Source organism: Myceligenerans salitolerans (genome assembly GCF_017349295.1).
GTDB classification, from domain to species: Bacteria; Actinomycetota; Actinomycetes; order Actinomycetales; family Cellulomonadaceae; genus Myceligenerans; species Myceligenerans salitolerans.
Genome location: NZ_JAFMPK010000041.1, coordinates 1 through 12,612 on the forward strand (window position 1 = coordinate 1; position 12,612 = coordinate 12,612).

Here is a 12,612-nt window from a genome sequence, read left to right on the forward strand (position 1 = left end):
TCGGGGCGTGGAAGACGCTCGAGGACGTCGAGTACGCCACCGCCGAATGGGTCGACTGGTACAACCAGCGCCGCGTCCACTCCGCACTCGACTACGCCGCACCGGCCACCGTCGAGCACGCCTACTACACTCAAGCCCCGGCTGGAGAGCCAGCCGTCGTCAACAACTGAACTCTCCACAGAACCCGGGGCGGTTCACCCGCACATTGCCCCGTACATCGCGATGAGCCATGCCCGCGCCGCAGGCCTGGCATGGCGGCACGTCGTGTGGTTCACCGCGCTTCTGCCCGAGACACGATTCCCAGCGCTCATCGACGAACTGACGGCCATGGTCGACGACATCTCGCCACGACTCACCGTTGCGCTGGCCGACCTCGCCGCAGCCTGCGCCGGAACCACGCCGGACACGCCCCTGCTCGGTTGGTCGAATGGCCCGAATCCGCTGCTCGCATCAGGGGGCAGCCGATAGATCCAAGGGTCATTTGGGTCGCCGTCCGATGCTTGGCTGCGAGCGAGGCGCTACGTCCCCGGGATGTCAGTCGAAGACCTTCACCAGTACTCGCCCGCCGGAACGCAGGCCGCCACACCGGTCCAGCAGGACGAACACTGCAGGTCGTTGACGCTGTATCGAGGACCGCGCACGATGAACGGGATGACAAGAGGGACGCCATCTGGATAGATCAGCGCACAGAATCCCGGGATGATTTGGACGGATCTGGTTCTGTTGAATCAACAGCACCGGAGGAACCGGGCGAAGTTACGGCGCTTCGGATAGCGAGCCGCGAAGTCCGGCTGAACCGTGAGTCCTTCCCGCCCTGGGAGAGTGTCGCGCCCCCGAGGGGGACACCATGGGGGACGTCCCGGGGGACATGGATGCCTAACCTCATGTCACGTCCCGCTCACGAGCTGAGCGGCCCAGTTCGATCGAAGGAACAACCCGGACGCTGACGGTGGTCCCAAATTGGCACCACCGTGCGAGCAGGGATGACGCTCTGGCTACCAACCGGACTCGTCCGGATCGGCGACCGCCACCGCGACGCTCACGCGCCCGGCCACAGGCACACGCTCCACCTTCCCGGACACAGCACTCCTGGCCTCCTCCTCGCCGATCTCGATCATCGCCTGCCCCCTTGATGTCCACCATCGTCGCCTCGACGGCGACCGTCGGCAGCCCGTCCGGCGACAGGTTCACCGCGCCCCATTGCAGGGCCATCACCTCGCCGATCCGCATACCGGTCCCGAGCATCAGGTCGACCGCCGCGGGCAGGTGCCCGCGCGGCTTCGGCCCGGGCTTGCCCCGACGGTCCTCCTCCCACGCCCGCACGGCGGCCCGCAGCCGGTACACGTCCGTGACGGTCAACGCCTTCGGATCGGGCTTCTGCGGCGCCGGGGCCTTCGTCTTGCGCATCGGGTTGTCCCGCAACGCGTCGTGGATCACCGCACGGTCCAGGACCTGGTTCACCGCGCTACGCACCTGCGACGCGGTCGTCACCAAGTCGAACTTCCCGTCCTTGCCACGCTCGACGATCGAGTCCAACAGCCCCTGGCACACCGCCGGAGTCAGCTCGTTCAGGCGCCGCTTGCCGAGCTTCGGCACCGCATGGTTCCCCAGCAGCCGCTCGTACTCGTCGATCGTCTGCGGCCGGATCGGCGGACGCGGCCACGTCGCCCGCACCCGCATCTCGTTCACCCACTCACGGCACGCCAGCCCGAACTTCGAGGTCGGCGTCAGCGACTCCGAACCCTTCGGCGCGTTGAGACGTTCGGTGATGCCCTCCTGCACCCGCAGGCGCGCGACATCCCGGTTCGACGCGCTCCGCGACACGGAGGTGTAGTCACCGTCCAGCAGGCGCAGGCGCGCCCGCCCGCGCCAGGAGCCTGTGCTCGTCTCCTTCAGGAAGATCTCGCCGTGCTCACCCGGCTTCAGCGTCTGCTTCCCCACGGCGGATCACCACCCTGACCCGTCGGCGTCACCGTGACCGGCGTCGTCCATCCGGTCGGCGTGCTCGGCCAGCCACGCGCGCACGTCGGGCTCGGCGAACAGCAGATGCCGCCCCACCCGGTACGCGCGCGGACCACGCCCGCTCTTGCGCCAGGTGTGCACCGTGGCCGGCGTGGTGCGCAGGAACGCGCACAACTCGTCCAGGGTCCACAGGGGCGCGCTGCGGTCCATCGGCCCCTCGGGTGAGTGCGTCGTGCTCATGCCATCCAGGTGCGCCTGGCACCCCTGGCCGCGAGCGCCACCGTGGGCAGTCATCGCCAACGGTCGGCACCCCAACCGTGTCACGAACCGTGTCATCGTCATCGCATCGTCCCTAAATGTCCGATGCCTCGCGAGCTCCCGTGACGGAACGAAAAAGGCCGCTGATCTGCGGATCAGCGGCCTTTCACCGGGTGGAGCTAGGGGGATTCGAACCCCCGACCTTCTCATTGCGAACAAGCGTTCGCGTCAGCAGATCCTTCGTCCATCAGCCAAGCACGCGTGCATCGAGTGCACCGAGACCCTGAGCTTGCGCCCTCGGGGGGCACCAGGGGGGCACGAATCACCCGCCCGATCTGCCCGCTCCGGTAGCAGTTAGTGCCATCATGGCAGGCATGGCCAAGCCGATGCCGATCACCGGAACTGTCCTCCAGTGGGCGCTCCGCGATCGCGGTCTGGATGTACGCTCCGCCGCGGAAGCAACAGGGGTCACCCCAGCGACCATCCGCGCGTGGATCGCCGAGACCAAGGCTCCGAACAAGGGGCAGTTCAACTCCCTGGTCAAGCTGCTCGGCTGCAAGCCATCGTTCCTGTTCTTGCCAGAGCCGCCAAGACGACCTCGCGACCATGCAGTTGAGTTTCGGAAGTACAGCGGTGCTCCGAGCGAAGTTCCGGCTGAGACCAGCGAGGCCGTCCGGAGAGCTGCCTCCGTGCTGAAGGTGTCACTCTGGCTTGCAGGGCGGCGCGAGGAGGATTCCCAGCGACCTCCACCCGTTCCGCGAGCACAGAGCGACGAAGATCCAGAGGCGATCGCTTCTCAGCTCAGGAGCTGGTTGAACTGGAGCCTTGAAGAGCAAACGAACAGCGGCACCACCGACACAAGCGCTGCTAAAGCGCTAAGGAATGCTATTCAACGGCGCGGGGTACTCGTACTCCACATGACCATGGATGAAGGCGTCACTCGGGGCTTTAGCTTGCACGAGAACGACGAAGCTCTGATTGCCGTGAATACCAGAGATCATGTACGAGCCCGCATGTTCTCGTACGCCCATGAGCTGGCACACCTGACCTTGCGTGACGACTCCGTGTGCCTCACTCGGTCAAACGACGGCATCGAAGGTTTCTGCAACCGTGTGGCTGCCGCACTACTAATGCCTCAAGCAGCGTTCCGCAACGCCGTGACGGAGAAGGTGCGGGGCAGAGTCTCCACCGTCGAAGATGCCAAGAAGATTCGGAACTACTTCCGGGTAAGCATTCAGGCCGCGGCCATTAGGGCTGAGACGCTCGGCCTCGCCCCAGCGACTCTGTATCAGCAAGTGCTAGCCGAGGCCGACAAGAAGATACCCGGCGGTCGATACACCCCCGGAACAGAGCGAACCAAGCCTCGAATTCGCGTCGATCAGTACGGATGGAGCTTCGTCAGTTCGGTGCTCGACGCCGAAGAATCGGGAACCCTGAAGCGGTCCCAGGTTCTTGATCTCTTAAAGCTCTCCGACAAGGAACTGGAGACAGCCCGCGGCCTCGCGATGGAAGGTGCGGTCGGGTGAGCAAGTCGATTTGCATCGCGGACGCCAGCGTCCTCCATGAGATCTCGCGCTCAATCGATAGCGCAAGACATGCCGATATGATCCACGGGCTGACGAGTTGTGTCGACCAAGGCATTCTCGGCTTCCCGCGTGATGTCGCCACCGAACTGACCGTTATCGCACGTGGTGAACCGATCTGGTCCTGGGCAAACGGACTTACTAGCAAGATTGATAACTACAATCCGAGCATAAGCTGGATGCGACCATTCATGGGCTACGTCCAAGAAGCGGGCTTTGAGTACGGCATCGACGGCATCGAGAGTGGTGAGAACGCCATGGCCACGGTGGGTTGCCTATGCCTGCAACTCCAGTCCGAGTCGCGGGAATTTGTGCTCGCAACGGAGGACAACGGCGAGACGCCTCTCCGTCCGACCATGGAACAGATCGCCAATCTCGCTGGCTGGAGCATGATTGACGCTCGTGGCGCCCTCAACCATCTTGGCCTCGGCCATCTGTCGATGCCCTAATCGGGATGAGATCGCGAAGCTCTTGCGTCACGTAGTGGTGAAAACTCGGAACAGGACGACTATCCCTCAAAGCGAGTCCGGTAAGCAGACCCTCAGCGAACAGCAACAAGGCACGAGCTGATTCAGCAAGGTATGCCTCGCGATCAGGGAGCGAAAAGATCGTGTGAAGGCTCCCTTCGTGGATGGCTTGCCTGCTCACTTTGTCCGGAGGTGGTACATATGCCCCGGCAAGCACCGCGCCATCCTTTCGTTGTTGGACTGGCGCCACACCGATGAAATGGTCTTGTCCTGCTGGGACCGTCCAGCCCAGATCGCTCGCCAGTGTGCTGGATACGCACAAGAGTGCGGGGTCGAGCACAAGAAGCAGGTCGGGCAACTGTTCCGAAGACAGATCCGAAATGTGCGCCGCGATTGTCTGCATTTCTTGCGTGGCATAATAACCGACCGCACAGCAGAGCGGATCCGAGCCCTGTTCGGAGTTCAACTCTCGAACGCTCTTGACCTTTCTCCCAATGTCTTGGATCTCTGCACCATTGATTGACGTTTTTATCTCAATTGCACCCCTGACGTTTTCGACAGGGAACAGGACTTGGTTTGTCTGAGCAAGGATAGCCGGTTCGTTGACAGCGTCGTAGAGAATGATGTCAGTCTGAGCCGACCGATTCCCTTTCGAATCAAATATCAGTCCGGAACCGACGCCATACCGGAGCGGCATCAGGCTTGCGAGCACCCGGGACAGCGATAGCTCGTTCTCTCGCCCCATCTCACCCTTGTGACCAATGATGCTGTTGAAACCGTCCACCTCTGCCTGAAGTCGCCTGAGTACACCAGACCAGTACTTTTCAACGAGGTTCATGATGATCAGCCCATACGCTCAGCCAGGTACGCCTGGACCATCGGCGCGAAGCCGTATGGCACGTAGTCGCTGAACTGGTCCGGTGTTGCCCACGCGAAGTCTGCGAGTTCATCCTCGTCGGCCACGTACGCGGTACCGCTCTTAACGTCGCAAGCGACGTAGCCCATGAGTCGGCCGGTCTTTGGGTGCACCCGCTCGCCGAGGAGCTTGACCGCCTCGACCGTGAGACCGGCCTCCTCGGAGGTCTCGCGCACGGCGGCGTCCTCGAACGTCTCACCCTGCTCAACAGCTCCCGCCGGGAACTGCCACGAGAGTTCGCCCTCGGATACGCGCCGCTGGACCAGGAGGAGCTTGCCGTCCTGGACGATGATGGCCGCCGCGATAGCGGGCTTCTCTTCGGTCACTGCTTCAGACATGGGTGCCTCCCAGCACTTCGAGGATCGGGTCGTAGATGGTGCTCTCGGGGATGAACTTGGTCAGGTTCGCGATCGGTGCCCATGTGACGCTGGCATTCTCGGCCACGTCGCGATTCTGCGCCTCGCCTGCCAGGTAGTCACAGTGGAAATACTCGCAGTAGACACCCGTATGCGGGTGTACCCGTGCGCCAATCTGCTTGGTGACGGAACAGTGGACATCTGTCTCGGCGTACGTCTCCCGGACGGCGGCATTCGCTGGGTCCCCGCCTGGCTTGACGATGCCCGCCGGAAACTGCCACCTGAGTTCGCCGTCGTCTCGACGCTGGACGAGGAGCACACAGTCCGCGCGCTGGACTATTGCGATAGCCACGGTGAGCTGTTGAGCGGCGCCGTTGCCCGCGTCCGCCTCGTCTGCCCGCATCGCGACGCGGAACCGCTCGCGGGCGCCGTCGTCGGCCTTCTCATGGGCCGTATCGAGTATCCGCTGGATATCGGGCCGTGGCCTGGTCGCTGGGTTCTGGTGCCATCCCGCGACAGTCCGCGGTGCGATCCCGAGATGGTTCGCGAACTCGTCGTTTGACATGCGCAGCGCGGACTGAAGGCGAGTCGCCCTTTCGCCCGTCCACGCGTCGATCACGGTCACTGCAATCACCCCCTGCGTTGGCTTGCACTGGCGCTGCATCGGAGTTGCACCGAGGGCTCATCGAGCCCCCATGCGATCCGAAGTTTGCTGGTCACATGCGAACGACCTACGACTTCGACCCGGCCTCTTCGAGCGCCGCGACCCGTGCTTCGAGCCGGGATACGCGCTCGTCGAGGTCGCTCGTCGTCGTCCTCGGGCGTCGCTGGCTAGCCGGGACGACGAACCGCCCCTTGCCCTGGTGGCCGATCACAAGCCCTTCTGCCATGAGCGCCGCAAAGGCATCGCGGACGACGGTTGCGGAGATGCCGTACTCGTTCATGAGTTCAGCGTTCGAGGGCAGCTTCGCGTCGTCTGGGAGCTCGCCGCTGTCGATCTGCCGGCGGAACTTCTCGGCCAGTTCCTTGCCGCTCAGGTGGGTTGTCATCCGGGCACCGCCTCCTTAGTGCACTCAGTACATCACACGCCCTGCCTGCGAGTTTCCTCGCATCACTTGACGCACTAGGTGCACTAAGTACACCATGTCTCTAACGGGTCGACCCGCGGCCCCAAACCCTCGGAGGAGTCCGGGATGTCAAGCAAGTCGAGTGTCGAAGAGCCGTCGTTGTCGGCTCTGGCCGCGATCGAGGCCGAGTGGCCGGTGATCGAGGCCGAGTGCGCGGTGGTGGACGCCGAGTGCGTCCTGGCCGCGCGTCCCAGTGAGGTCGCGGTGCGTCGTCACCGCCAGGCCGTGGCCGTCCTGGCTGCGGTGTCGCGCAAGTCGCAGGCCGCCCGCGTGGCGGTCGTGAAGGTCCGCCGGTCCGGCGACCGCAGTCCCGCCCGTTCCCGTTCCCTGGCCGCCGCGCCCGCGTCGGCTGCTGCCTGAGAGGAAGAAACGCCATGGTCACGATGTCTCTGTTCTTCGTCCTGCTGGTCGCCGTCGTCGCGGGCTTCTACTTCAAGCGCGTCGCGGTGGGCTCCTGGGTGCTGGGTGTCCTGTTCGGCCTGTCCCTGGCCGCCACCGCGTGGGGGCCGACGATCCTGGGCGGCTTCCAGGACGGCCTCAACTCGCTGGTGCAGGCCGTCTCCGGCGTGGCGGGTGCCTGATGGGGTCGCCGATCTTCGAGCACGCGGCGGCCGAGTGGTCGCGCATGCGCGCTGAGTTCGAGCTGGTCGTCCAGGCCGCCTACGAGGCGGCCGAGGTCGCTACGAACGCCCGGTTCCTGAACCGGCGCGGCATGGCGGCCGGGATCGACTCCTACTCGCTCATGACCGGTCCGTTCGCCCGCGTGGAGGCGTTCGCGTCGGCCGAGCTGGTCGAGCACTTCGAGCACGTCGGCCGCCCGTCGCTGGAGCGGTTCGAGCGGGAGTGGCTGGCCGCCCGCACCGAGTGGACCGACGAGTCCGGCTCGCTCACGCCCGCTCAGTGGGACACGTGGCTGTCCCAGTGGGAGAACACCACCACGAACGCCCCGGGGAGGGCTGCCTGATGACCCGTGAGAACGAGGACCGTACGCCCAGTGACGCCGAGCTGGCGGAGCTGGTCTACGGCAACAACCCCCACGTTGGGGGTGGCGAGCTGGACCAGGGCATGGTTCAGCCGGAGGACAACCCCGCCCCCGACGCCGAGGTGATCGACGCCCCGGCGCCCTCGGCCGATGTCGCGGCGCGGCCCGCGCGGGTGATCGAGCACCGTGGGGATCGTGAGGTTCCGGTGCTGCCGGAGTGGCTGACCTCGTGGGACGTGTTCGTTCCCGCGTTCCGCCGGCACGCGAAGTTCCTGGCCACCTGGTCCGCGCACCACGGCGTGCGGTCCCCGCTGTACACCACTCGGTTCCTGGGCCGGGCCGCCCTCGGCCTGGGCATCTGCACCAAGGCCCTGGCCCGCTGGGTCCTGGACTCGGAGAACAAGGCCAAGCGCGCCGCCCTGATCGCCGGGGCCAAGGGCACGACCGAGTACAAGACCCTGCGTAAGGAACACGCGGACGGCGTGCGCGCCCGCCTGGGCGGCCTCGCCGCCGGTGGCGTCCTGCTTGGGGTCGCTGGGGCCACGATCAACGCGCAGGCCGGGCCGGACGGTCTCACCGTCGCCACCATGGCGGCCGGTGCCGCTGCGGTGACGGGGCTCGGGATCGTCGGCACCCGCCGCGTGGCCGCACCGATCGCGGAGACGCGGCGGGAAGAGGTCCCGCCGTTGACGGTGGACACGGTCACGGACGCGCTGATGACGCTTGGCCTGTCCGGGCAGCGTTCGGAGGTGCGTAAGGGCAACGCCGAGATCAAGATTCTGCGGATCTTCTCCACCACCGGCGGCGTGGAGATCCATGTGGACCTGCCGCCCGGCGCGACGGTCGCGGACGTGATCAAGAACAAGGAGAAGCTGGCCGGTGCGTTGCGCCGCCCGCAGGACTGCGTGTGGCCCGAGGGGAACGCGAAGGCTCACCCCTCACGGCTGAACCTGTACATCGCCGACAAGGCGCTCTCGGAGCGTGACCTGGTCCGGTTCGCCTACCGGAACAAGGGCGCGGTGAACGTGTTCGAGGACTTCGTCATCGGTGAGGACCAGCGCGGTCGGCCGGTCTCCACGTGCCTGATGTACAACAACGGCGTCGTGGGCGGCCTGCCCGGGGCGGGCAAGACGTTCCTGCTGCGGGTGCTGATGCTGGGCGCCGCCCTGGACCCGCGCACCGAGCTGCACATTCACGAGTTCAAGGGCACCGGTGACCTGATGCCCCTGGAACCCATCTCGCACGTGTGCCGCTCCGGCTCGGACGAGGACGACTACGCCGCGCTCCTGGCCGACCTGAACGCGATCACCGCCGAGATGAACCGCCGGTCCAAGATCATCCGGGACCTGCCCATCTCCGTGTCGGCCGAGAAGAAGCTCACCGACGACCTGGCCGCCGTGGGCAACCCGCACGGGCTGCGCCCGCTGCTGCTGGTGATCGACGAGTCCCAGCTCCCGTTCGGTCACAAGGTGATCGGCAAGGAGATCGTGGAGAAGGTCGAGAACATCCTGCGCCTGGGCCGGGCACTGGGAATCATGGTGTGGCTGGCCACCCAGCGCCCCTCGGCCGAGGCGATCCCGGCACGCATCTCCGCGCTGCTGTCCCTGCGCATCTGCCTGCGCGTGGGCGACCAGGTCACCAACGACATGGTGCTGGGTACCTCGGCCTACCAGGCAGGCCGCCGCGCCACCGTCTTCTCCCAGGAAGACAAGGGCACCGCGCTCATGCTCGGAGAGAAGGCCGACACCCAGCTCCTGCGGTCCGCCTACGTGGACGGCATCCTCACCGAGCAGGTCGTAGCCCGCGCCCGCGCCGAACGGGAGGCCAAGGGCCTGCTGTCCGGCGTCGCCGCAGGCGAAGAGCCCGGCGATGACGACTACGCCACCGTTCTCGACCACCTGATCGCCGTGTGGCCCGAGAACGACCCCGAATGGCCCAACGGCAAGGTCTGGGCCGACGACCTCGCCGAACGCCTCGCCGGGCACATCCCCGCCCTGTACGAGGGCTGGGACGGCTCCCAAGTCCTGGCCGCCGCCAAGCGCCACGGCGTCACCTACGTCCAGGTCAAGCACCACGGACAGAACAAGCGCGGCCTGGCCCGCACCGACATCACCCGCGAACTCACCCCCACCACCGACGAGGAGGACTGACATGACCACCGACGAGTGCGAGACCTGCGGCTGTGAGTGCGGCTACCACTACGAGCTGCGCTGCAACTGCGGCTGCCTGGACTGCGGCTGCGACCTGGAGGAGGACTGACCATGACCACCCTTACCCGCACCACCAGCTCACGCGGCCTCGTGCTGGCCGCCGCCGTCTCGGTCGCCCTCATCTCGACCGTGGGCGCCTACCTCGCCATGGTCCAGTTCGGTATCGACGTGCTCGCCATGGACGCGGCCACCGCCTACGCCACCGCAGGCGTGTTCGAGCTGTCCCTGGTCACCGTGGCCCTGCTGGCCCGGGAGGCAGCCAAGGACAACCGGCCCGGCGGCACCCTCCTCACCCTCACGTGGTTCCTGTCGTCCGCGTCGGGTGCGTTCGCGGCCTGGCACGAGCTGTTCATCGGCCACACCCTGGGCGCGGCCGTGTTCCGGTTCCTCGTGCCGCTCCTGGCCGCCCTGATGTGGCACCTGGCCCTCATCGGCGACCGCCACCTCGCCACCGGCCAGTCCTGGACCGGCGCCCGCCAGGCCCGCCGCATGCACGCCCTGTTCCTCGCCACCGAAGACCTCTTCCGCGCCCAGCACCACGGCGGCCGACGCCTGGCCGCCGCCGAGGCCCGCCGCCGCCGGGCACGCGCCGTCGCGCTGCGCACGGTGCCGCCGGAGGCAATGCGTAGCCAGGTCGCCACCTGGTGCGAAGCCCTCGGCGCGGTCGGTGAGGGCACCGCCGACGTAGCCCGCCTGCACACCGAGGACCGCGCCCGCCTGGCCGCGATCCTCACCCCCGGACAGGACACCGCGCCTGTGCACCTGTCCGGCCCGGACAGCACCCTGGACACCCACCCGGACAGGTACGCCCTTGAGGCGGCCGGACACGTGGCCGCCGAGGTGGCGGACATCCGGGCGGACACCCCCGTGTCCGCCGCAGTGTCCGGGCGGACAGCGGCGCGCATGTCCGCCCGTGTCCGGGCGGACAAGTCCGGGCGGACGAACCGTCGTGCGGCGCGTCCTGCCGGGCCTGCCGGGGCGGACAAGGCCGCACGCCTCGCGATCGTGTCCGGCCTGCTGACCGACCGCCCCGAGGCCACCGCATCGGATGCGATGTCCGCCCTGTCCGGGGCCGGACACGACGTGACCGACCGCACCGCCCGCCGCCTGCTGTCCGAGGCCCGTACGGCGGACACCACCCCGGACACCGCCGGGGCAGACAACGGCGCGGACACGACCGGCACCACGCCCGTGGCGCCGGTGCTCGCGGAGGTGAACTGACCATGACCACCACCACGAACCGGCTGGACCAGTCCGGGACCGAGGCCGCCGAGCTGGCACGGGACGCGCGCGCCCTGGTCGCCGGGGTCGAGACCGGCATCCGCGCTGCCGGTGTCGCGTTCGCCCTGGCCGCTGCCGCCACCCTCGCCGCGATGAAGGCCGACCTGCACGGCCTCGCGACCATCGCCGCCCTACTCGCCTTGACCTCGTTCGCCGCCGTGCTGACCGGTGTCCTGTTCCGGATCGCCCTCGGCGACCCGCCCGAGGCCCCCGACGACGACCACGACCACGCCCCCACCGGGCACCCGGGCAACCCCCGATCCGGTAGCCCAACCCCCCGCTACCGGTAGCGGCGCCACTACCGGCGAAAACCGCGTGATTCTGCGGAAGTAGCCGGGTAGCCACCCCACCGGCAACCCCGCTCCACCCCGCGAAACCCCACCCCCGCCAGGGCACGGCGGGCACTACCACTACCCGCCGTGCCCCTACCGGACCCATGCCAAAAACAGGACGGAGACACCCGCCATGAACGCCACCCATGCGGGAAGCTCGCTCGCCGACAAGCACCACGCCACCCTCCTGGCCGCCGCCCTGGAATACGCCGCCAGCGGCTGGCACGTCTTCCCCCTCACCCCGGGCACCAAGCGCCCGGCGACCCCGCGCCACGCCGCCGCCGAGTGCGACCGGACCGACCCGTGGTGCCGCAGCGGGCACACCGGCTGGGAGCAGCGCGCCACCAACGACCTCGACCGGATCACCCGCGCATGGTCCACGCGGCCGTTCGGGATCGGGATCGCGACCGGCCCCTCGGGGCTCCTGGTCGTGGACACCGACCTCGCCAAGCCCGACACGAAGACACCCGAGCACTGGTCCAGTCGTGGCGTGAGCACCGGTGAGGCAGTGCTCGCCGACCTCGCCGACCAGGCCGGGACGGTTTTGCCGGCCACCTGGACCGTGACCACCCCGTCCGGTGGCGTGCACCGCTACTACCGGCGTCCCGAGGCCGGTCCCGGCGCCGAGCTGGGCAACTCCGCCGGGCGGTTGGGCTGGCTGATCGACACCCGCGGCCTCGGCGGGTACGTCGTGGCCCCGCCTTCCCTCGCGGGTGGCCGAGCGTACGAGGTCGCCGACTCGGCCGAGGTCGCCGACCTGCCCGCCTGGATCACCGAACGCCTGGCGCCGTCGTCCCCCACGTCGCCGACGCCGGGCACGGTCCGGCACATCACCCCCCGCCTGGGCGCGAACGTGCCCCGCTATGTGGCCGCCGCCGTCCACGGCGAGGCCCGCAAGGTGCGGGAGCTGGGCCAGGGCGGCCGGAACCACGGCCTGTTCTGCTCCGCCGTGGCGCTGGGCCAGCTCGTGGCAGGCGGCGCCCTACCCGCACCCGACGCCTACGACGCGCTCCTGTCCGCCGCGTCGGTCCACTTCGGCATCGGCGCACCGCCGTTCACCCAGGCCGAGGCCGCACAGACCATCCGCTCCGGCTTCCGCCGAGGCGCCAACAACCCCCGCACCGCCGCCTGAGAGGGA

17 protein-coding genes are annotated in these 12,612 nt (G+C 67.6%); 11 read left to right on the forward strand and 6 right to left on the reverse strand.

The genetic code is table 11. The features are described 5' to 3' along the window. Both J0911_RS21290 and J0911_RS10000 read left to right on the forward strand, forming a co-directional pair. The coding region (locus J0911_RS21290; RefSeq protein ID WP_207275378.1) for an integrase core domain-containing protein at positions 1 to 170 on the forward strand (170 nt) is incomplete at its 5' end. Between the two features lie 52 nt (positions 171 to 222). Next, positions 223 to 468, forward strand: coding sequence for a hypothetical protein (locus tag J0911_RS10000; protein ID WP_207275327.1), 246 nt, complete (start codon positions 223 to 225; stop codon positions 466 to 468). 414 nt (positions 469 to 882) lie between these two features. Here J0911_RS10000 and J0911_RS10005 read toward each other — a convergent pair whose 3' ends face one another. Both J0911_RS10005 and J0911_RS10010 read right to left on the reverse strand, forming a co-directional pair. After that, positions 883 to 1,941 carry a tyrosine-type recombinase/integrase gene (locus J0911_RS10005; protein WP_207275328.1) on the reverse strand — a complete coding sequence of 353 codons (1,059 nt, stop codon included), beginning with the start codon at positions 1,939 to 1,941 and terminating at the stop codon, positions 883 to 885. A gap of 6 nt (positions 1,942 to 1,947) precedes the next feature. Beyond that, entirely contained in the window at positions 1,948 to 2,202 is a 255-nt protein-coding gene (locus J0911_RS10010) for a helix-turn-helix domain-containing protein (protein ID WP_242636552.1), read from the reverse strand. Positions 2,203 to 2,594: 392 nt separating this feature from the next. On the opposite strand from J0911_RS10010, the gene J0911_RS10015 reads away from it, so the two are divergent. Continuing rightward, positions 2,595 to 3,746, forward strand: coding sequence for a helix-turn-helix domain-containing protein (locus J0911_RS10015; protein ID WP_207275329.1), 1,152 nt, complete (start codon positions 2,595 to 2,597; stop codon positions 3,744 to 3,746). Beyond that, positions 3,743 to 4,252, forward strand: coding sequence for a hypothetical protein (locus tag J0911_RS10020; protein WP_207275330.1), 510 nt, complete (start codon positions 3,743 to 3,745; stop codon positions 4,250 to 4,252). The genes J0911_RS10015 and J0911_RS10020 overlap by 4 nt, the downstream gene beginning before the upstream one ends. Here the strand turns inward: J0911_RS10020 and J0911_RS10025 are convergent. The 4 genes from J0911_RS10025 to J0911_RS10040 all read right to left on the reverse strand — a co-directional run bounded on the left by J0911_RS10025 (position 4,215) and on the right by J0911_RS10040 (position 6,591). Beyond that, on the reverse strand, positions 4,215 to 5,108 hold the full coding sequence (locus J0911_RS10025; protein WP_207275331.1) for a DUF6602 domain-containing protein: 894 nt from the start codon (positions 5,106 to 5,108) through the stop codon (positions 4,215 to 4,217). The genes J0911_RS10020 and J0911_RS10025 overlap by 38 nt on opposite strands. 5 nt (positions 5,109 to 5,113) lie before the next feature. Then, complete coding sequence (locus J0911_RS10030) at positions 5,114 to 5,524, reverse strand: NUDIX hydrolase (RefSeq protein WP_207275332.1); 411 nt, start codon at positions 5,522 to 5,524, stop codon at positions 5,114 to 5,116. After that, positions 5,517 to 6,167, reverse strand: a complete 651-nt coding sequence (locus J0911_RS10035) for an NUDIX hydrolase (RefSeq protein ID WP_207275333.1) — start codon at positions 6,165 to 6,167, stop codon at positions 5,517 to 5,519. The genes J0911_RS10030 and J0911_RS10035 overlap by 8 nt, the downstream gene beginning before the upstream one ends. 106 nt (positions 6,168 to 6,273) lie before the next feature. Continuing rightward, positions 6,274 to 6,591, reverse strand: a complete 318-nt coding sequence (locus J0911_RS10040; protein ID WP_207275334.1) for a winged helix-turn-helix domain-containing protein — start codon at positions 6,589 to 6,591, stop codon at positions 6,274 to 6,276. A 144-nt stretch (positions 6,592 to 6,735) separates the two neighbouring features. Here J0911_RS10040 and J0911_RS10045 point away from each other — a divergent pair, with 144 nt between their 5' ends. The 7 genes from J0911_RS10045 (at position 6,736) to J0911_RS10075 (ending at position 12,606) form a co-directional block, all read left to right on the forward strand. Next, complete coding sequence (locus J0911_RS10045; protein ID WP_207275335.1) at positions 6,736 to 7,029, forward strand: DUF6284 family protein; 294 nt, start codon at positions 6,736 to 6,738, stop codon at positions 7,027 to 7,029. A 14-nt stretch (positions 7,030 to 7,043) separates the two neighbouring features. Next, complete coding sequence (locus J0911_RS10050) at positions 7,044 to 7,250, forward strand: hypothetical protein (RefSeq protein WP_207275336.1); 207 nt, start codon at positions 7,044 to 7,046, stop codon at positions 7,248 to 7,250. Next, positions 7,250 to 7,633: a hypothetical protein gene (locus J0911_RS10055; protein WP_207275337.1), complete on the forward strand. Its 384-nt coding sequence runs from the start codon at positions 7,250 to 7,252 to the stop codon at positions 7,631 to 7,633. Before J0911_RS10050 ends, J0911_RS10055 begins: the two co-directional genes overlap by 1 nt. Next, the gene (locus J0911_RS10060; protein WP_207275338.1) at positions 7,633 to 9,801 is read left to right on the forward strand and encodes an FtsK/SpoIIIE domain-containing protein; all 2,169 of its coding nucleotides are present in this window, start codon (positions 7,633 to 7,635) and stop codon (positions 9,799 to 9,801) included. Before J0911_RS10055 ends, J0911_RS10060 begins: the two co-directional genes overlap by 1 nt. A 111-nt stretch (positions 9,802 to 9,912) precedes the next feature. Next, positions 9,913 to 11,082: a hypothetical protein gene (locus J0911_RS10065; RefSeq protein ID WP_207275339.1), complete on the forward strand. Its 1,170-nt coding sequence runs from the start codon at positions 9,913 to 9,915 to the stop codon at positions 11,080 to 11,082. Between the two features lie 2 nt (positions 11,083 to 11,084). Next, positions 11,085 to 11,432: a hypothetical protein gene (locus J0911_RS10070; RefSeq protein WP_207275340.1), complete on the forward strand. Its 348-nt coding sequence runs from the start codon at positions 11,085 to 11,087 to the stop codon at positions 11,430 to 11,432. 175 nt (positions 11,433 to 11,607) lie between these two features. After that, entirely contained in the window at positions 11,608 to 12,606 is a 999-nt protein-coding gene (locus J0911_RS10075; RefSeq protein WP_207275341.1) for a bifunctional DNA primase/polymerase, read from the forward strand. The last annotated feature ends 6 nt before the right edge of the window (positions 12,607 to 12,612 follow it).